Raw genomic sequence first — 19,401 nt, 5'->3', positions numbered from 1 at the left:
TACTTTACCTGTATTTGCTGAAGAACGATAACAGTTTCTTCCATCAGGTTACCAACAAACTGCAATTCCTTCAGGATCGCATCAACAGTACTGATGATGCAGATTTGAAGATATTTACCGAGAATATCCTGACCGATATTCTTCCGCAGGAGGTGGATGATATCATGAACTATATCCTTCGCAAAAAAGATATTAAAGTTGATGAGACACGCCTTGCCGAGGTGACCCATAAAGTTGTCGGGTTCCTGATTTTGCTTCAGAATCTGTCAAAAGGAACGGATTATTATCACAAATACTCGCATACACTTATTAAGGTTCTGGATACCTATTTCAGAAGGCAGAACAGTGATGTGAATCAGATGATTCAACATGGAATTACATTGTACCGAAACTTTGAGATAAAGGACAAAACATTGAAAGAGTTCAATGGTGGTTCTCTCAGCTGGATCAATGATGTGATGACCAAGTGTGGGGTGATCTCAGTCGAGCAGTCGGTACAGCGACATACCCGAATATCTACCGATGCCAAAAAAAGGGAATATCCGTTCCATAAGATCGATCGTGGAGACGATGAGCCCATGTATTTGTTGGATATGAATCGCACCAAGTCGAAAAATGATTACATTAAAGCGCTTTCGACCAAGCCCGATTCTAAATTCTTTGAACGCAGGCTCGCCCGATTTGTCGCCAATATGGATCCGGACGATTATCGTTGTAAGATAATGAAAAGCGGGGTTGTTACTCAACTTATTATTTTCCAGAAAGGTTACATTAAGTACCTGACCGATTTCTTCCGACTTACTCAGTATAAGGATATTTCACTTGAAGAGGCCGAAAATTTTGTGCCTGACGTATTCCTGTTATTGGGAGCTCCGGAGAAGGTAATTTCATTCCCTCAGGTAGGTTATTTTGATATCAAAGGCCCGCGTGGAAACATTAAAACCCTGGTAACACCGCTTCGCAAGGAAGCCGATTATTTTGGTGATGTGAAGAAACCCTGGCTCACCATGATGAATGAGCGGGTGAAAGAGATGGGAGGTATTCCCAAGCATGGCTCTCTTTTTGCTATTGAGCTGGAGGATGGTTCTATCTTCGTTGTGGAAGTGGATGGCGACAGTGGCGTTGGTAAATCGGAGATGCTGGCCGGTCTTACCCTCAAATGGCTGGAACAGAACCTGCCGGGCGTTCGCTCTATCAAAAACGTGGCAGGCGATATGTACCATGTATTCCGCGACAAGGAGGGTAATATTTACGGATTTGGAACCGAAGAGGGTGACTTCTCACGTGTTACCGACTTCGATCCCGAATATATTAAGTATTACAAGTATCTGTTTGAAAGTAGTGCCGACAGCAATGTGGAAGACCTGAACTCCAGGAGCACCATAAGTGGCCTGTGTGAAATTCAGATGCCATATAAAATTGATATTATTCTTACTGCTCACAACTATTCGAAAGAGGAAGCTGGTATTACGCGGGTAAGTAACCCTGAAAATTTCCTGCTTTACATCGATTCGCATGGTGAGCGTAAGGAGAAAGCAACCAGTCAGGACGGTCCGCATTTCCAACGTACACTCTCGCGTTACACAGCTGACAAAAATATTGTTGAAGTATTGTCACAGCATGGGAACTATCTGGACGATGTGCTTGATTGGGAGATTGATCCCAAAAACGGCAAGTATTATCTGGCTTCTTCTTACAAAATGATTGATAAAATTGATATTGAGAAGGTTGTGAATCTCATATTTGTTGGAAAGAAAATTCCTTTTGAGAAGGAGAAGTGGCTTGTCACTGATGTAAAGTTCGATATCGTGAAGAACCGTTTCATCGCTCATGTGGAATTGGACGATCAGATAGAGGACGTAATCCTTTCGCGGAATATCTTTAGTTCAGTTTTCGACTCACTGGCCAGTACTCCGGCCGGACAGCCATTTATTGCTCAGGATGACCAGATTGAACAGCGTTACCAGCTGATTGATGTCCTGAGTGGTGGCCCCGATGGAAAAGGAGAAGGTTCCAGAATTGAATGTGGTATTGTTTCCACCGAAATCGGGAAGAAAGGTAAAGAGATTATGGGACCACAGAAAGCAGCCCAGTCTTTGACCACCCTGATTAAGGAACTTAGAGCCAATAGCAGCGAAATCAACGATAAGAAGAACCATGTGAGAAGGATTGTGCGCGAGAGATACAATCACATCTTTACCAACGGGCAGAGCAGCAATGAGCTGTCGAGGTATAATTTCTACCTCTATCAGTTGGACAAGATGATGAAAGCTGAATTTGTGAGAATGGACGACCCTACTGTCACTGTGGATATGAGTGGTGTGAATATGTTCTGTCCTAAGGATAAGAAGGAAGAATTTAGTCCGTTGCTGGTGACTCCTAACCTCAACATTGAGTTGAGTAGTTTCGGGGAAACCTGTAATGAACTGATGAGCTTACCCAACTATCCGGATTTTGCTCAGGAGTTTCTTGAGGATTCAGGAAAACTCTATCAGGCCAAAGGATACAGCGACGAGACAATGATTAATAATATGATCACGCAATTGTTGCTGATGGATGGTTACATTGAGTTTGATGACCTGATGAAAGGCCGGATCACTGAAAAAGTGAATCGGGAAACCATTGCTGCTGCCAAATACGCTGTTCTCAAAGAGCTGGAACGTCGTAAGAAGGATGGTTCAAAGGAATCTGCTGCCTCGCAGTCAAAAGCTTCACAACCCAAAGGACAGCAAGCCTCAGGTAAAAAGAGTGACAGCTCCAACAAAGGACAATCAGGAAAACCAAATGACAAAAAATAATTCCTGAGTTTCTGGAGAGATATATAAAAAGGCCGTTCCCCATATTTTTTAAGGAACGGCCTTTATTTTTTCTGTGAGAATTAAAGAGTTATTCATTTACCAGCGTAAATCGTTGAGCTCCATTGTTGGTTGAGGTTGAAACAAGGATGGGCCCATTGCCCGATTTCAGTTTCTTTTTCTTGGATTTTCCGGGTATGTAAAGGAATCCATAGTTGGAGGCCAGGTCAAAGGACAGTTCATTCAGATTATTTCTGAACTCCATCTCAACGCGGCCTTTAGTGGTTTCGAAATAAGCATTTCCGGACAGCAAAATGTTTTTGCCCACCAGATTCCCTGAAATTGATATCAGACGCAGGGTGCCTTCGATATCTGTCAGCCAAACATCTCCATCGTCATTGGCAGTTTCAACTGAGCCCTTGAGGTTGTTGAGGGTTATTTCGCCTGTAGAAGTTCTAAGCATCAGGTCTCCATCCAGATTGGTTATGGTTTGGTCGCCTGTATTACTCTGTGTATTTAGTTTTCCTTTGATGTTTTTTAAAACTAGTACTCCGGCATCTGTTACCACTGTGGTGTTTGTTTCAATGTCCGATAATTCAATATCTCCTTTCGACGATGTGGCCGACAACTCGCCTTGCAGATCGTTGACGGTGATTCCGCCGGTTGAAGTTTTTAGGGAATATTTGCCGGAAACGTTTTGTGCAGTTATCTGACCATACGAGGCATGCGCATCAACTTGGCACTCTTTTATTTCTGATGCTTCAATGTAACCCGATGCCGTTTTAATTTTTATCTCTGTGCCTGTAGGGACTTGTATTTCTATCTCTCCAGATTTTGTGGATACATGCTCCGAAGGAACACCAACAGTAAGAAAAAGTTTTCCAGCTTCCGTTTGGTCATTTATTTCAAAACCTTCCATATCTTTGGAGGCTTCAATAAAACTATTGACAATGACGCCGTCGGTTGCAGAAGGTTTCAGTATGACTTTACAAAAATCTCCTTTAACTTCAATGGATTTGATGTTGTTGAAGTTTTTTGTTGAGCGGTGAACTTCTTTTAATGGTGCTGCCAATGAGACCAAACTGAAAAGAAAGAACAAAACAAATAGTGTAGAAAGTTGCTTCATGATTCCATTTTTTTATTAACTTATATCATTACAAAGAAAAACATTTTGATGTAATTTAGCAGTCCTGAATGAATTCATTTATCCTTATAATATGACAAAAGTTTTACGAATCTCGATTCTACTGGTAGTTTCCGGTATTCTTACTTTTTGTGGTGTCAAATGGCAATCTGTCGGTGATTTTGTTGTATCTCGTCCAGTTATTTCTTCGTTTGAGGAAATTGAACCCGATTCAATGTATTCAAAAGCATGGCTGATATGGGTGAAACAACCACTGGACCATCAGCATCCCGAAAAAGGTTTCTTTCAACAAAGAGTGTGGTTATCCCATAAATCACCGGAGGCACCTGTGGTCCTGATCACTGAAGGATATATGGCTCCACAGAATTTCACTTCAGAACTTGCTCAATTGCTGGAAGCCAATCAGGTTGTTGTGGAGCACCGATATTTTGGCAAGTCCGTGCCTGATTCTATGTTATGGGAATACCTTACCGTGGAGCAGGCGGCCATGGATCACCATCGTATTGTGAAGACTTTAAAGGAATTTTATAGGGGGAAGTGGATCAACACTGGCATTAGCAAAGGCGGACAAACGGCAATGATTCACCGGGCTTTTTTCCCTAATGATGTAGATGTTACGGTCTCTTATGTGGCTCCGTTCAATTTGGAACGTGACGATAGGCGTCTGTTAGAATTTTTTGACCAGGTTGGAACTCCGGATCAACGGCAACGAATTGCCGAATTTCAAAAGGAAGTTTTGAAACGTAAGGATGAATTGATGCCCTGGTTTAATGATTTGATTAAACAGAAAGGGTACACCTTCAGAATGGGGAAAGAGCGTGCTTTTGAACTGGCTGTTCTGGAATATCCTTTCAGCCTTTGGCAATGGGGAGGACCTGTGGATGATATTCCCGACTCGGGCGCCGATGCGGAAATCCTTTTTGCTCATTTGTATCAGGGGAGTGATATTGGCTATTTCTCTGACCAGCAATGGAAAGAAATTAGTCCTTTTTTCTATCAGGCATACAGGGAGTTAGGGTATTATCCTTATTTGGCTGTTCCTTTTAAAGACTGGTTGAATGAAGTGAAAGAAGATACCCTTTCCAACAGGTTTATGGCTCCTGATGTGGAGGAATTAACTTTTGAAGAAGCCGTTTCTGCCGGAATTTTGAAAAAGCTTATACAGATTGACCCTGAGATGATTGTAATAACCGGGGAGAATGACCCCTGGAGTGCAACATCTCTTGACCCTGAGGGGTTTAGTAACGTATTGAAAATTGAAAAACCCGGAGGCTCACATCGTACACGAATTAATAATTTACCAGACTCTTTAAAGACACAGATTTTAAATCAACTGAAAGAGTGGTTGGAATAAAGGGAAACCGTGAACCTGCATCCTGTAAAGTAAAAAAGACGGCCCAACGTTTTGGGTCGTCTTTTTCTTTTTGAACATGGGTTACTTGGGTCAGGCTGCGCTTTTTGGGTTAAAAAAAGCACAAGCACTTTCTGACACACACAAATTTAAACAAATATCAGTTCGTTGATCCTTCATAGTGCCTAAATGGGTTTATTCTTTTATGAATGTTCGTTATTTTGTGATTAAAGAATCGATATTTGCTTATCATTGTAGAAAAATATAGTGTAATACTATTTTCAGGTGACGTCACGAAATTAACCAAAACCCAAAATTCAATACGATTGTTGTTTGGCTTCCAAAAAACAACTAAATTTGAAGTAGAATCTTAAAAAAAAACAAATATGGCAAGCATTCGCGATTTAAAAAAAGACATAAACTTTCTTGCTTCTGAAATTGTGACAGAGGCTTATGTTCGCAAAATGATCTTTGAAAAAATTAAGGAGGATGATTTTAAAAAAGTAGTTACGGACGCCATCAATTTCAGAGATGAATTGATTGCTAAAGTTAACCATCCTGATGGAAAAGCTGATCCAAAGAAAATCAAGGCTTTCTTTAGGAACCTCAGATCTGAAATGAATAAGAAGTTCGGCGAACTGGTCGAAACTGTCAATAATTTAAAATAATTAACGTTTTAATGTTTCTGAAAGTCGGGCACAGCATCGTGTTCGGCTTTTTTGCTTTAAAAACGCTATACAGCAACGAATTATATTCGTTAGTCAAAATTAATGCCGTGTTAGTAGTGCTTTTTTGTATCAAAAAGCACTTTTTTGCGTAGAAGAAATTAAGCTGTTTGATTTCCGAATTACACAGTTTGAAAAACAAAATGGTTTAATTTCTTAATTTAATATATTTATGAAAAAAGTATTTACTAAACACTTTCAGTACACAGGACTGGATGATTACGATATGTCTCTTGATGATCAGATGAATTCATTTTTGCAGGAGGAGAATATTACTTCTGATCGAATTTTGGAGGTCAAGTATGCGTCGCATTCCAGTCAGGGGGTTAATACATACTCTGCATTGCTGTTGTACACTCTTTAATTAAGGGTGATCTTGAAACGTTTTTTTACAGGTTTGATAAAAAAGGGAATAACAAATGGTTTGTTTTCCCTTTTTTTTTATTTTTATCACTGGTAAACGGGAAATCATTAGTTTTGAGAAAAGATTGCTTTGATATCCTCAGTGAAACATTCTCAATTCTATCTCGGTAACAGGGTATTATTATATTATCCACAATAGTTTGTTATTGTTGTTGTGAAAGAAGTTGTAAGTTAATTGGGTATTTGCAAGGGTTCATTTTTTGAAGTTTTTAATCTCATCATTATTTGAGTTCTATTACTTACACATTTCTGTAAATCTAATGATCTTGTATTTCAATACTCAGCAAAACCACTGCAAATGCCGATTGCAAAATATTTTCAAGGCAATAAGAGTTGGGTTCAAATCTCTGAGATTAAAACTTTGTGCCTTTGAGTTTAGGCCTTTTAAGGGACTATTGGTAATTGGAATTCCACTTTAATAAAATTACAGATATGGGATGGTTGAATTGGTTGGGCAAAGATGCTGGCAGAATTGATGAAAAAAGGCAGGACGCTAAGGTCTCTGAACAAAACCGTGTTTCTCCTAAAAATAAATATGCCCATGATATTGGTATTGCACTAAGTGGGGGGAGTGCCAGAGGATTTGCTCATATCGGGGTGCTCAAAGCCTTGGATGAAAAGGGGATGTCGCCCGATATTATTTCCGGAACAAGTATGGGCTCTTTGGTGGGGGTTCTTTATGCTGCCGGATACAGTGCTGACCAAATTCTGGAAATTGTCAAGAAAGACAAGATTTTCAATTTGGTTTCACTCCGCTTTGGACAAAATGGTTTTTTTGAATTGGATGCCATAAAGAATATTCTCAAAGATAAAATTCCTGAAGATGATTTTTCGTCTTTAAAAAAGCCTTTTTATCTTTCTGTTGCAAACATAACCGACGGCCAAAACGAGGTGAAAGGGGAGAAAGGACCACTTATTGATTTTGTGTTGGCTTCCTGCTCGGTTCCGGTTATTATTTTGCCTCAGGAAATTGATGGAAAGACCTATATTGACGGTGGATTGTTTGACAATCTTCCTTCGGCTTCTATCAAAGATAAGTGTCAAACCTTGATTGGTGTACACGTAAATTACAATGGCCCCGTAGATAAAATTGAAGGCATGAAAGGTGTTGCGCAACGGGCTTTTAGTCTGGGAATTGAACAAAATGTCGTTGAAAGTCGGAAATTGTGTGATTTTATGATCGAACCGGAGGAGATGAAGAAATTTTCATTTTTTGACTTTGACCGCATCGACGACCTGGTTGAGGTGGGGTACAAGGCCACGATGAAGCTTATTGAAGAGGAATTGGCTCCGGTGCTTAAAACAGATAGAATTGAAGAACAGGAAACAAAAGCCTGAGTTATTTGAGGTGTAGCCAGGCTCCAAAAAGTTTTTTTACGGATGGATTTACCAAAGGGATGAAACCTTTTATGGGCTTGGCATCGAGCATTTTTACCGGATTTTTTTTAGCTTCGTTTTCACAGAACTCCTGCCATCCTTCTTTTGCAAATATGCCGGTTTTCCAAGTTCCCTTTGCAAGCGGGTGCATTTTTTGCTTGAGAAGCACATTGGCATATCCCATGTTGTATCTTAAATTTATTTCCAGGCAGGGCTGAAGTTTTAACCTGCTGCGCTCATCCTCAATGAAAATACCATCGACGCCTGCCGGTCCTGTATATCTGTGGTTCAGCGTTATTTTTTTCATCCCTTCTTGTAAGAGTTCAGACGCCTGTGCTATGGCTTCATATATCATCTGTTGATCCCTGAAAAGGGCAGAGGGGGTTTCTGGTTCTCCAATGGCGCATCCGGCAAACTGGCCCGACGGCTCTGTGTAAAAAAAATTGTGCCCCAGGAATGTTATCTCCTCTTTGTTCATATAAAACTGGAATGAGACATCCTGAATTTTGTTAAGCATTTTTTCAACGTATATTTTCCCCTGTCTTTTCAACATCCCTTTTACCCATTGCGATTTTTCCGGGGCATCTTCCTGATTGCGTATTCTAAAAAGACCCCGGCCTGAGGCGCTGAATGGTGTTTTTACTATCAGAGGAGGAGAAGAATTTCTGAGTATGTCCGGAAGGTTTTCTTCATCGTAAATCTCCATGGGCATCTCCGGAAGGCTGATTAAAGCGTATTCTTCCGGGTTGGCATTTTTAATCCTGGTAACAGCATTCAGCAGCAAATAGCTGGTTTCACGGCTCAGAGTCTCTGCCAATCTCTTTTCCCATTTGGCAAATGGATGAGAATCCCATTGAGGATGACTGAATGGAAGATAGGGTCGGAAATGTCGGTAAACGGCAGGACTCCATCCCCACGGTGAAAACCAAAGGTTGTTTTGTGCAATTGCAGGAAGCTCATCGGGTGATGAAACTAACGTGGGAAGTCCCCAGTCAAATTGCTCCAGGTGACTTATTGAATTCCCTTCTTTTTGTCTGGCCAGTACAAAATCATTCTCTGTGCCCAAAAGCCAGGGGAGAGCAGTCATATCCATTTCAAAGTGATGCAGGTGCCTTGGGGGCATGTAAGAAACTTCGCCGTTGGCAATGGCCATCTCGTTGGTCGGATTGAAATAGAAAAGTCTGGATTTCATCAGGAAATTTTGTGCAAAACTACAAAACTATTTCCATGAATCAGAAAACCCGGTCCTTAGGGGAAGAGGAACCGGGTAATTAAATTTTCAAACTTCCTCGAATGCTGATTTTGGCGCACCGCAAACCGGGCATGTCCAGTCATCCGGTAACTCCTCGAATGGTTTGTCTTCTTTGTTGTTTTCATACACAAATCCGCATTGTTGGCATTGGTATTTTCCGCCTGATTTTTCAGCCTTTGAAGCTTTTGATTCTTCTATGTGGGTAGGTGCATTGGGTGGGGCCGTTCGTTGTTTATTCTCTTTGAACTCGTTGTAGGTCATCGCCTGTTTAGATTTGTCCAGTAATTCAGTTTGCAGTACTTCACCGATAAACATTAGGTGGGTTCCGACATCAACGGTCTTTACGACTTTGCATTCTATCCATGCGATGGCTTCGTTGAGCAAAATTGGTACGCCGGTTCCTCCATACTCTACATTCATCCCTTTTAGTTTGTCGATGTCTGCTCCACTTTGATAACCAAACTTGTCAATCACCGAGGTTTTAGCTTCATTGTGAAGAATTGAAATAGAATAACTGCCTGTTTTCTGGATTATTTTTGCAGTAAAATTGTCTTTGTGGCAACAGGCGGCAATTTGCGCCGGTTGGGCAGTTACCTGAAAAATACTGTTCGAAATATAACCGTTGCCTTGGTTTTGATTGCCCGAACAGACCACATATAGGCCGTATGACATTCTTTTGAAAGCTTCTACATTAATCATGATAAACGGGTTTTCGTTTAAACGTAAAGATAATGTTTATTTTGAACTGTTGTTTTTATGAAAAAATGAAATTGTAACTTTTTTAAAATCAAAGATGTTGTTTTATCTGCCTCAAAAAAAACACATTTTTTAGTCGGCAAGGCTTGCAGAGACTTTCATTTTGGTTATCTTTGCACCGTCTTAAAAAATAAGACAAACAATTTTCGGGATGTAGCTCAGTCCGGTTTAGAGTACTCGTCTGGGGGGCGAGGGGTCGGAAGTTCGAATCTTCTCATCCCGACTATTGAAAATGAAAGGGTTAGCACTGTTTGTGCTAACCCTTTTTTTGTTGTGGGAGTAACATTCGGGTATTATTATGTCTGCAAGCATATCATATGAAATGAGCCTATTTGTGAGTTCAATAAAACCATTAAGACAATTACCACCACTGGTAATTATTTCCTATGCAATCTTATTGAGAACGCTGGTATTTCGCAAGTCGTTGAAAATTGGAAAAAATTATTTATGAATTATCCAGGTTAGAATAGATTCAATAAATAGGCCTAAACGTTGAAGCCCTTATTCAAGTGTGATTTATAAGATAATTCGAAAGAAAATCACCAGATTTTTGAAATATGTGTAAACCTTTTTTTAAGGTGGTTGCTATATTAATAAACATTAAACCTATTTTCGCATTACATCTTCAATGTGTTTTTGATGCAGATGCATATTAATTAAATGAAATGATGCTTAAATCCGTCACAAATATCATTATGGTCATTTTGTTGTTGATTTCAACAACCGGGGTTACCATATCTAAGCATTATTGTGACCACGATCTCATCTCTGTTAAATTAAGTGGGGAACATCCCTGCTGCGACCTCGAACCGTGTTGTAAGACAGAGGCAGAGTTTCTACAGGTAAAAAACGACTTTCTGACTCCTGTCTCAAACTCGATTTCTGAATGCCTTTTCGCAGCCATTCTTGATAATGCATCAACGGATATAGACATAAAAACACCCGAAAAACGCTTCAATTCTAATATTGCACTCACCTTTTTGTCGTTTCACAATATGACAACGCGCCTGGCTTTGTTCCAGGTTTACCGTTTGTGATTAAATTTTCCCTTAAAAGCGAATTCTGCTATCATGGTGCTTTGCCGGTTAAGATCTGATTTCATTTGAAACAGACGAATGCACGTTGCTTATAGATGCACCGTAATCTTTGCTGTTTGTACCAATATCCCAATAGCTTTCAGCCATTTATCCCTTTGGCATTTTTTAGTTATATGCACCAAGAATTCGCCTCCCAGAATAATTATTAAGCATTGTATTAAAAAACAACGAAAGCATTATGAAACGTAAAACAATATTATTAATCCTGCTGATGATTGGAGCAGTGGTTGCCACTTTTGCGCAAAGCAAAACAGAAAAATTTGAAGTAAAAGGGAATTGTGGTATGTGCGAAATCCGCATTGAAAAAGCCGCAAACTCTGTAGAGGGAGTCACCAGTTCGGATTGGAATAAAGAAACCGGAATGATGATTGTTACCTATGATGAAGGAAAAACCAACATTCACCATATCCACATGGCTATTGTCAAGGTCGGCCACGACACGAATATGAATAAAGCACCGGATGATGTTTATGAAAAACTTCCTGGTTGCTGTAAGTACGATCGAATAACAAATAATGAGCAACAAGTTGTTCACTACGAGGTTTTTGGCATGGATTGTCCTGGCTGTCAATCTGCCCTGGAAAAGCAGGTGAACAAAATCGAGGGGGTTGACAGCTCAACAGCCAGTTTCCAAAAAAAGCAGGTCTCTGTTGTATTGGAATCTGGAGCCTCTGTGTCTGACAAAGAAATAGAAAAGCGAATAAAAAAAGCCAATTTTACTCCAGGCAAGAAACTAAATCCTTCCAAAAATGAAGAATAAAGTAATCCGTTTTTTCTTGCTAGCAGTTATTTTAATGACCTGGGGATTGCATTCCAGGGCAGAAGGTATCAGTGTGGATGCAGGTCTTACGCCGGCTCAGGACCGAATTTTAGTTCGCCTTCAGTACAGAAACATTATTAATAGAATGGGAGGTGAGGAAATTCGGATGCACATGATGCCATTGGTGGTGGCCTATGGTTTAACTCCCGATGTCACTATTATGATGCGCAATGCATATAGAAATGTGGTTACCAATGAAACAATAATGAAGATGGACAACCGCTTTTTGGATCCCTTTCTTCTGGGGAAAATGAAGTTATTCCGCAAAAACACCCGGCATTACTCACTGGGAGTAGCTGGTTTTATAGGTACTACACTCCCTGTTCTGAAAAACTCTGTTGCAAAAACAATTAGTCCGGTAATTGGTGTAAATGCGTCATTTCGTCCCGGACTCTGGTCGTTTGATCTCAACAATGAATACGAATGGGTCAATTACAACGCAAACGATAAAGAGGCAACAGTAGAGGTATTTCAAATGAACCTGGCCATTTCGCGAAACATCCTGCTACCAGGCCTGGAAAACTGGATAATGTCGCCCGTTCAGGAGTTTTCATTGATTAACAATAACCCGGCAACTGGAGAATCAAATATTTCAGGATATGTATCGCCGGGTCTTCAGTTTGTTTCCCCTCATCTCAAAATTGAGGGATTGTATCAAATTGCGATTAATAATTCTCAATCTGAAAGATTGCAAGCGGGGAACCGGGTGATTTTGGGATTGAGGTTTATGTTTTAGCATTGTGAAGTATTTGGGTTATATGTAAGCCTCGAAAGGTCTGTCAGAATGTTGGCAGGCCTTATTTTACTCTTTAAAAAAGAAATAAGCCCACAATCACACAAAGGCGAGGTTTTACTCGTCAATGGCATAAAACCAACGTTCAGGTGATGCAGACTTGCAATTGTAACTTTATGAAACTTTGGAAGATTTAAGTAATACTTAAAAGCTTATTTGTTCACAAAAAATCTTTGTTTACAAAACGTGAACATTGCATTTTCGTGAACAGAATATCTAACATTGTGCTTTGGGAATCCTGTTTGATAACCTATCCGATTCAATAACAAATCCTCATCTCTATCACTCAACCCATCGTTAAACCTATATGGATAAAGAGCACAGAGGCGTTGTAACCCAATTGGATGGAAATAAGGAATAAGGATTTATTAAAGAAGGTCGAACCAGAAAATCTTACTTTTTTCGGTATGAACGAAAAGAACAGATTTTGTGGTCTTTACAAACCAATGAGCCGCCCCTGACTTGTCCTACTTAGGGCTTTCCCTGGGGATCTATTTCATTCTTGCCTGAAGACATCATTATCCGAAAAAGTACGCTCAAACCAAGACTGGAAATGCTTGAACAAAAGCCATCATTCAAACTACCTCTTTCTTAACGTTGTATGTTATTATCAGACTTATCAATAGTTTTTTTCAGGTAAATATCCATACTTCGGTGTTACCAGGCTTTGGATTGTAGACTATCTATATGTGAGTGGTAGATGCGAACAATATGAAAAGTGTGTTGAGGTATGCTCTGTGGATGCTATTTATACTATAAGTGGAAATGTATCTCTTGCTGTGCTTGTATTAAGAATTGTACGAGAAAAGCACGCTCTATGAAAAACAGTAAAGTGAAAGATGCTTCGATTCAGCTATTTTAAAATTGTGAGGAAAGAAAAGAGCCTGAATTATTTTTTTTTAGTTATGATTGTATTAATAATTGTTCTGGCATTTCGTTAAAGTTGAATGGGCAGATAGAAATGACAGAAAACTGTTACCAATAGTCATTCAAAAAAACTTCTTTCGACGCTGTTGGTCAATTAAAAAAAACGGGTACCTTAGTAAATCTAGTAAATAGTGAATTAGCCGAAGCACCCAATTTTCAAAGAAACATGGAATCAAAAATCATAACAGATTACGGTCGTGTTTTAAGAAAAGGTTCAATAAAAACCATCGTCGACCTTGACGAATCATTAAAAATTGATTTTAGTTTTCAGCTTCATAGCATTCATGATTTGGTAAATGAATTTGAAGGAATAATGCCTCCAAACAGGATTTCCCACAATATCCTTGCGTTTATCAAAAATGGTAGTGGTGAGAAAATAATAGGAAACCATCGTTTTAGAATTCATCCGAACTTAGGGCTCATATTTCCCAAAAACATTATTCATTCTACCAATAAATGGAGTTTAGATACTTCGGGTTACATGCTGTCTTTTAACGAGTCTCTTTTTGAAGAACATCATTTTCCGGTTACATTTTTACAATTACCGACCCTTTTTAAATTGTCAACAATTCCTTACCGACCCTTTAATAAGTTTACCTCACAAAAAGTTCAGACTTTGTTCGAAGAATTAAAACTTTTACAGAACGCCATTGAGCCGGGAGATAGAAAAATTTTTATATTAAAACTTTCAGAATTAATAGTCATTTACCAAAAGGAATTTGTTAATAACAAGGCCATTGCGAAAAATGCAAATTGCATATTTGATAAATTTGTGGATTTTGTAGAGGCGAAATTCAAAAAGACAAGGGAAGTGAAATTCTATGCTACTTTACTTTCAGTCCATCCAAACCACTTGAATAAAATTGTACGCGCTTCATCTAAGATGTCAGCCAAGGAATACATTCATCACCGGATTATTAATGAAGCGAAATATCTTTTATCGGCAACATCCATACCCATGAAAGAGATAGCTTTTGAATTGGGTTTTGCTGATTATATTTATTTCAGCAGGTTATTTAAAAGGTTGGTTGAGCAAACGCCGGTGCATTACCGAAAATATAATACTTGATTTGTGCTCTTTTTTATTTTGTTTGTCTATTGCCGGTTGGTTCAGATGTTTCCAAATTTGAAAAAAAAATATCATGAGACTGACAGATAAAATTCACCTGAAATAAAGGGCTTACCCGTATGAATTGAAAAAAAATAAACCTTAAAATGGATACTATGATTCATAAAAGAAATAGCATTTCAGTAGGTTTAGTTCTTACATTTATGCTTTGTTTTACTTTTGAAAGTATCAGTAAACCAACAAGTCAAAAACAGGAATTCGGTTCAAAAGAATTGATTACCTCATTTATTAAAGCTGTGAATTCTGGCAACCGAGCGCATATGGGTACTTTTATCTCCGAAAACTTTGGGGCCAATGTATTGAAGCTGGCACCATTATCTTTGGTGGTAAGCTTGAATATGGAGTTTTATTATCAGACCGGTGGATTAGGGTATGAACTTATGCAGGTTAATTCATCTGATTCAAACACCGTGTCAGCCGATTTGTATAATAAACTCACAGAATCCTATGTAAATCTGCAAATTCCTGTAGCCGATACTACATCGTTTACTATTAATTGGTTTATAAAAACAGAACCGATAAATGCAAAGGAAGGATTTAAACAACCTCCAAAATTAACCGAAAAAGAGATGTTGGCGAAGGTCAATTACGGCCTGAAAAAATTGAAGGAAGATGACGAATTCTCCGGTGCCGTATTAATTTCCAGAAATGGAGTACGGATATTTAATGAAGCTGTTGGGGATGCATCCAAATCATATCAGATTAAAAACAAAACCAATACGAAATTTAACATAGCATCTGTAGGTAAGATCTTCACAGGACTTGCTGTAATGCAGCTGGTTGAACAGGGAAAACTATCCTATGACGACTACGTGGATAAATATGTGGGAACCGAATGGCTGAAACCTGAAGTGGCTTCAATTATTCAGATTAAGCATCTGTTAACTCATACTTCAGGCCTTGGTGATTATTTCAAAGATGCTTATGCCCAGAATAATATCTCGGTTTTTAGAGACTTAAGTGATTACAAAATATTACTTGCTGACGATGAACTTGCTTTTAAGCCGGGAACAAGTTTTATGTATAGTAATAGTGGGATGCTCATTTTAGGGGTGATTATCGAAAAAGTAAGCGGGAATTCCTATTTTGATTACCTCGATGAATTTATTTTTAAACCGTCAGGAATGTACAATACGGGAGGGTTTTACAAGGACCGTCCGGTAGAGAATCGCGCAACGGGCTATACTAAAATATATGAGAATGAGGAAGTGACTTTTGATAATCATCAGTTTACCAGAGTTATGAGAGGAAGCCCTTCAGGAGGTGTTTATTCAACCGTTGAAGATTTTCTAAAATTTGATATTGCATTAAAGACGAATAAACTGCTTTCAGCTGAAAACACAGAGCTTTTATTCAAAGGCAGACCGGAACTGAATGCCGGATTTCATAGCTATGGATTTTTTATTGAAGAGGGTGATGCCGGTAAAATAGCTACACATAAAGGGGATGGCAGTGGAGTAAATGCTCAGTTTAATATGTATTTGGACAACGGATATACTTTTGTTGTATTATCAAACTATAGTCGCCCTTCAGCAAAAATCGTGGCAGACATAATTAGTGCCCTGATAAACAACATTGAACTCTGAATCAAAAAACATTCGTTTTTATAGCTAACTGGTTTTAGCCTGATTTATGCATAAATCAGGTTAGGTGTACGGCATCTCTTAAAATTGAAAATGATGAACCGAAGAAATTTTATTGAAAAATTGGCAATGGCTTCCGGGTTACTGCTGACATTTCCCGCAATGGGTTTAAGCGAAACGAGTAAAAAATATGATTTTCCGCTGACCGATTTGCATGTGCATACAACACCCGATTTTACGATTGAGAAAATTTTGGAAATTGGAACCCGGACAGGTGTAAATTTCGGGATTGTGGAGCATCCTGTTTCATGGGCGTTAAAAGACGATCGTGATTTGAAAAAATACATCAATCATTTACGTAAATACCCGGTTTACATCGGACTGCAACCCACCTACCCTGGTTGGAGTAAAAACTACTCGAAAGAGTTGCTGTCTCAGGTTGATTATATTTTAATGGACCCGCAAATGGTGCCACAAGGAAATGGCAAAACCTGGCAAATTTGGGAGTTTGACACCTACATAGAAAATACTGAAGACTTTATGAAACGGTACATGGATTATGCTCTTGAAATACTCACCAACGAGCCTGTAAATGTTTTTGCATGGCCCTTGTTTTTGCCAGTTTGTATCGCACGCGACTATTATGAGCTATGGACTGAAGAAAGAATGGATCAAATTATTTCAGCAGCTAAAATACGCAATATTGCAATCGAGATCAACGATATGGCACACACACCACATGCTGCTTTTATCCTGAAAGCAAAACAGGCAGGATTGAAATTTACCTTTGGTTCCGACTCGCGCAACTACAATTTAGGCAAATTAGCTTTCTGTAAACGTATCGCTCAAAGATGCAAACTTACTGCGAATGATTTTTATGTACCTGTAAAGCGTCGCTGAAAAATTGAGTAAGTGTCGGTTTTTTGAATTTTTTCGCCTGTGCATCTTTCACACATTGGTCAACTCCCTTTTGTTTAGGTTTTTTTCTGGAAATTATATATGTGTTTACCTTCACTTAAAATTACAGCATTATGTATTTCACATCACTGTCATCCGAAAGTCTTAATTTTTAAAAGCCCGAAGAATCCAATATTTTTGTTTTCACCACAAAAACAATTTATATATGGGACTCTTCAGGCGAAACAAAAATACCAACAAACCAATAATTCGACAAATCATAAATCTAGTTCCCCGCTGGTTATTCGACAATTGAACCAATACTTACAAGACCGATAAAGGTTGCAGTAAATATAAAACTTATGATCAATTTGTGGCCTAACTTACGGACAGCTGTATAAGTGTCATACATTGAGTGATATTTCAACCGGAATAGGAGTAAGTGAAATATTCATATCAGACTTGGGACTCAAACAAAGTCCGGCTCGATCTACTATGACTGGTGGAAATAGAAAACGAGACTGGCGTGTTTTCGAGAGTCTTTATTACAAACTACTGAGGTACTATTAAAGCATACTTAGAAAGCATCATCAAAGCTTTGTCATAGAAGAGGTCAAAGGCAAAAGCATAAAACTAATAGATAGCTCAACGATAACACTATGCTTGGCCATGTTTGACTGGGCAAAATTTCGGACAGCTAAAGGAGGGGTGAAAATCCATACCTGCTTGGACGTTGAATTTATGCTGCCTGACGTGGTTAATATCAGCGAGGCCAAAGTGCATGATCGTTATGGTTTAGAGCAGTTAGTTTTCCCTCAGAATACGATAATTGTCGAGGATCGAGGATGTTTTGATTTCACTTTAATGATGAACCGGATTGCTGCTCAAAATACCTTTGTTACAAGGATAAAATGCAATACAGTATATGAAACCGTGGAAGAAATTGACCTGCCCGATGGAGAAAATGAACATATTGTAAAAGATGAAATTATCCGATTGACATCACAAAAGGCTAAGGATTGTGGAATTTATGATCAGGAATTAAGACTTGTGCATGTTTACAAAGAAGATGAAAACAAAATTATCGAGATCATAACCAATCAATTGGAATGGGATGCTTTGACCATAGCTGAGCTTTACAAGAAACGATGGGATATTGAACTCTTTTTTAAAGCTTTAAAACAGAACTTGCAGGTGAAAACGTTTGTAGGGACAAGTGAAAATGCGGTAAAATCACAAATCTACATCGCATTGATAACTTATTTACTACTGGAACTTATTAGAAGAACTATTGCAAAAAAACTACCTGCATTCTCAAATTTTGTTGAAAAAATACAAATGAGTCTATGTTTTTGTTTATCACTTGATTATGTGTGCAATATTATGTGCGAAGGTGCAAAAAGAATAAAACAGAGCAAGCAAATGAAAATACCACTTTCACCCGACTTTTTTTCTGAACACAAGCAGTTGTCGCTCAATGGATAAAGGGACACAGCACTTTTTTGCCCTATTTCAAAAAACTTTCGGATGAAAGTGATTTATAATATCGCATTGTTTGAAAATAACGAACGGATTGAGAAACGATTCTGGCAGAAAATTTCTATTTTTAAGAACCGAAAATTTAATATCGAATTAAAACCGAAACCCAATACCAAATGAAACAACTCTCCATTAGAAAATCCCCAACGGACAAAATTAAAAGCAGCAGGCAACAATCTGTATACGCCAGCCGTGGCATCCAAAGCATATTGAGATGTTTGATATACTCGGTCGCATACGTTTAAACTTATGAAATCACAGTGGGTCAGAAGGCTACCCCCAAGCGCATATTTCCGGAACGTTTAACCAAACTTAAATGCGAATAATATTCAACTGAGATCACCATGAAAAAAGTAATGATTTTATTCTTTCTTCTACTTTCGCCAATTTTATACGGGCAAAATTCTGAGGTGTTGATGTATTTCAGTAACCAAACAGGTTCTTATCAACTTTATAAAAGTGATGCTAACGGAAACAACCCCACCCAAGTGATTGATGAACCTGATTATAATTTCTGGTGGGTTTTTGTCAATCAGCAGAATACGAAATTCATTACTTACCGGTCGGATATTGCCACTGGCATAGATCAAACCGATTACGAACATGCAGAATTATGGCTATACGACATTGATGGCACAAATCCGGTTCTGCTCATTGATACCAATACCTATAATTGGAAGGCCCACGGGGTAGGAAAATTCAGTCCGGACGGAGAAAAAATACTTATGGTTGCGATTCCCTCATCACCTTCTACGGACTGGTGGTTCGGATTTGTTACAGACAATAAGGGACA

General features: G+C 38.8%; 14 protein-coding genes, 1 tRNA gene and 2 pseudogenes. 14 read left to right on the top strand and 3 right to left on the bottom strand.

Going from position 1 to position 19,401, the window contains the following annotated elements:
- Window positions 1-2,798 (top strand): annotated as a pseudogene (locus tag QZZ43_RS14195) (hypothetical protein); the annotation flags it as partial.
- 88 nt (window positions 2,799-2,886) lie between these two features.
- Here the strand turns inward: QZZ43_RS14195 and QZZ43_RS14190 are convergent.
- Window positions 2,887-3,921 carry a DUF4097 family beta strand repeat-containing protein gene (locus QZZ43_RS14190; protein ID WP_291860711.1) on the bottom strand — a complete coding sequence of 345 codons (1,035 nt, stop codon included), beginning with the start codon at window positions 3,919-3,921 and terminating at the stop codon, window positions 2,887-2,889.
- A gap of 91 nt (window positions 3,922-4,012) precedes the next feature.
- On the opposite strand from QZZ43_RS14190, the gene QZZ43_RS14185 reads away from it, so the two are divergent.
- From QZZ43_RS14185 to QZZ43_RS14170, 4 genes are all read left to right on the top strand, one after another.
- Window positions 4,013-5,293, top strand: a complete 1,281-nt coding sequence (locus QZZ43_RS14185) for a S28 family serine protease (RefSeq protein WP_291860708.1) — start codon at window positions 4,013-4,015, stop codon at window positions 5,291-5,293.
- A gap of 383 nt (window positions 5,294-5,676) precedes the next feature.
- Window positions 5,677-5,958, top strand: coding sequence for a hypothetical protein (locus tag QZZ43_RS14180; RefSeq protein ID WP_291860704.1), 282 nt, complete (start codon window positions 5,677-5,679; stop codon window positions 5,956-5,958).
- Window positions 5,959-6,187: 229 nt separating this feature from the next.
- Entirely contained in the window at window positions 6,188-6,379 is a 192-nt protein-coding gene (locus tag QZZ43_RS14175; protein WP_291860700.1) for a hypothetical protein, read from the top strand.
- A 491-nt stretch (window positions 6,380-6,870) separates the two neighbouring features.
- Complete coding sequence (locus QZZ43_RS14170; RefSeq protein ID WP_291860698.1) at window positions 6,871-7,776, top strand: patatin-like phospholipase family protein; 906 nt, start codon at window positions 6,871-6,873, stop codon at window positions 7,774-7,776.
- A 1-nt stretch (window position 7,777) separates the two neighbouring features.
- Here QZZ43_RS14170 and QZZ43_RS14165 read toward each other — a convergent pair whose 3' ends face one another.
- Both QZZ43_RS14165 and QZZ43_RS14160 read right to left on the bottom strand, forming a co-directional pair.
- Window positions 7,778-9,007 carry a hypothetical protein gene (locus QZZ43_RS14165; protein ID WP_291860695.1) on the bottom strand — a complete coding sequence of 410 codons (1,230 nt, stop codon included), beginning with the start codon at window positions 9,005-9,007 and terminating at the stop codon, window positions 7,778-7,780.
- A gap of 87 nt (window positions 9,008-9,094) precedes the next feature.
- Complete coding sequence (locus tag QZZ43_RS14160) at window positions 9,095-9,766, bottom strand: flavin reductase (protein ID WP_291860692.1); 672 nt, start codon at window positions 9,764-9,766, stop codon at window positions 9,095-9,097.
- 204 nt (window positions 9,767-9,970) lie between these two features.
- Between QZZ43_RS14160 and QZZ43_RS14155 the strand changes: the two genes are divergently transcribed.
- From QZZ43_RS14155 to QZZ43_RS14115, 9 genes and pseudogenes are all read left to right on the top strand, one after another.
- Window positions 9,971-10,046 (top strand) — tRNA-Pro (locus QZZ43_RS14155).
- A 442-nt stretch (window positions 10,047-10,488) separates the two neighbouring features.
- Window positions 10,489-10,860, top strand: a complete 372-nt coding sequence (locus QZZ43_RS14150) for a hypothetical protein (protein ID WP_291860689.1) — start codon at window positions 10,489-10,491, stop codon at window positions 10,858-10,860.
- A gap of 238 nt (window positions 10,861-11,098) precedes the next feature.
- Window positions 11,099-11,680, top strand: coding sequence for a heavy-metal-associated domain-containing protein (locus QZZ43_RS14145; protein WP_291860686.1), 582 nt, complete (start codon window positions 11,099-11,101; stop codon window positions 11,678-11,680).
- The gene (locus QZZ43_RS14140; RefSeq protein WP_291860683.1) at window positions 11,670-12,476 is read left to right on the top strand and encodes a hypothetical protein; all 807 of its coding nucleotides are present in this window, start codon (window positions 11,670-11,672) and stop codon (window positions 12,474-12,476) included. Before QZZ43_RS14145 ends, QZZ43_RS14140 begins: the two co-directional genes overlap by 11 nt.
- Before the next feature lie 1,150 nt (window positions 12,477-13,626).
- Entirely contained in the window at window positions 13,627-14,529 is a 903-nt protein-coding gene (locus tag QZZ43_RS14135; RefSeq protein ID WP_291860681.1) for a helix-turn-helix transcriptional regulator, read from the top strand.
- Window positions 14,530-14,684: 155 nt separating this feature from the next.
- Window positions 14,685-16,175 carry a serine hydrolase gene (locus QZZ43_RS14130; RefSeq protein ID WP_291860678.1) on the top strand — a complete coding sequence of 497 codons (1,491 nt, stop codon included), beginning with the start codon at window positions 14,685-14,687 and terminating at the stop codon, window positions 16,173-16,175.
- Between the two features lie 93 nt (window positions 16,176-16,268).
- Complete coding sequence (locus tag QZZ43_RS14125) at window positions 16,269-17,072, top strand: hypothetical protein (protein ID WP_291860676.1); 804 nt, start codon at window positions 16,269-16,271, stop codon at window positions 17,070-17,072.
- Window positions 17,073-17,295: 223 nt separating this feature from the next.
- Window positions 17,296-18,554 (top strand): annotated as a pseudogene (locus QZZ43_RS14120) (IS4 family transposase).
- 398 nt (window positions 18,555-18,952) lie between these two features.
- Window positions 18,953-19,401 (top strand): hypothetical protein (locus tag QZZ43_RS14115; RefSeq protein WP_291860673.1); only part of this gene is annotated, 449 nt, incomplete at its 3' end.

It is taken from the genome of Marinilabilia sp., from assembly GCF_016278715.1.
GTDB lineage: Bacteria > Bacteroidota > Bacteroidia > Bacteroidales > Marinilabiliaceae > Marinilabilia.
Note: the sequence above shows the minus strand (reverse complement) of the source record. Positions and strands in the feature narration are given on the sequence as shown.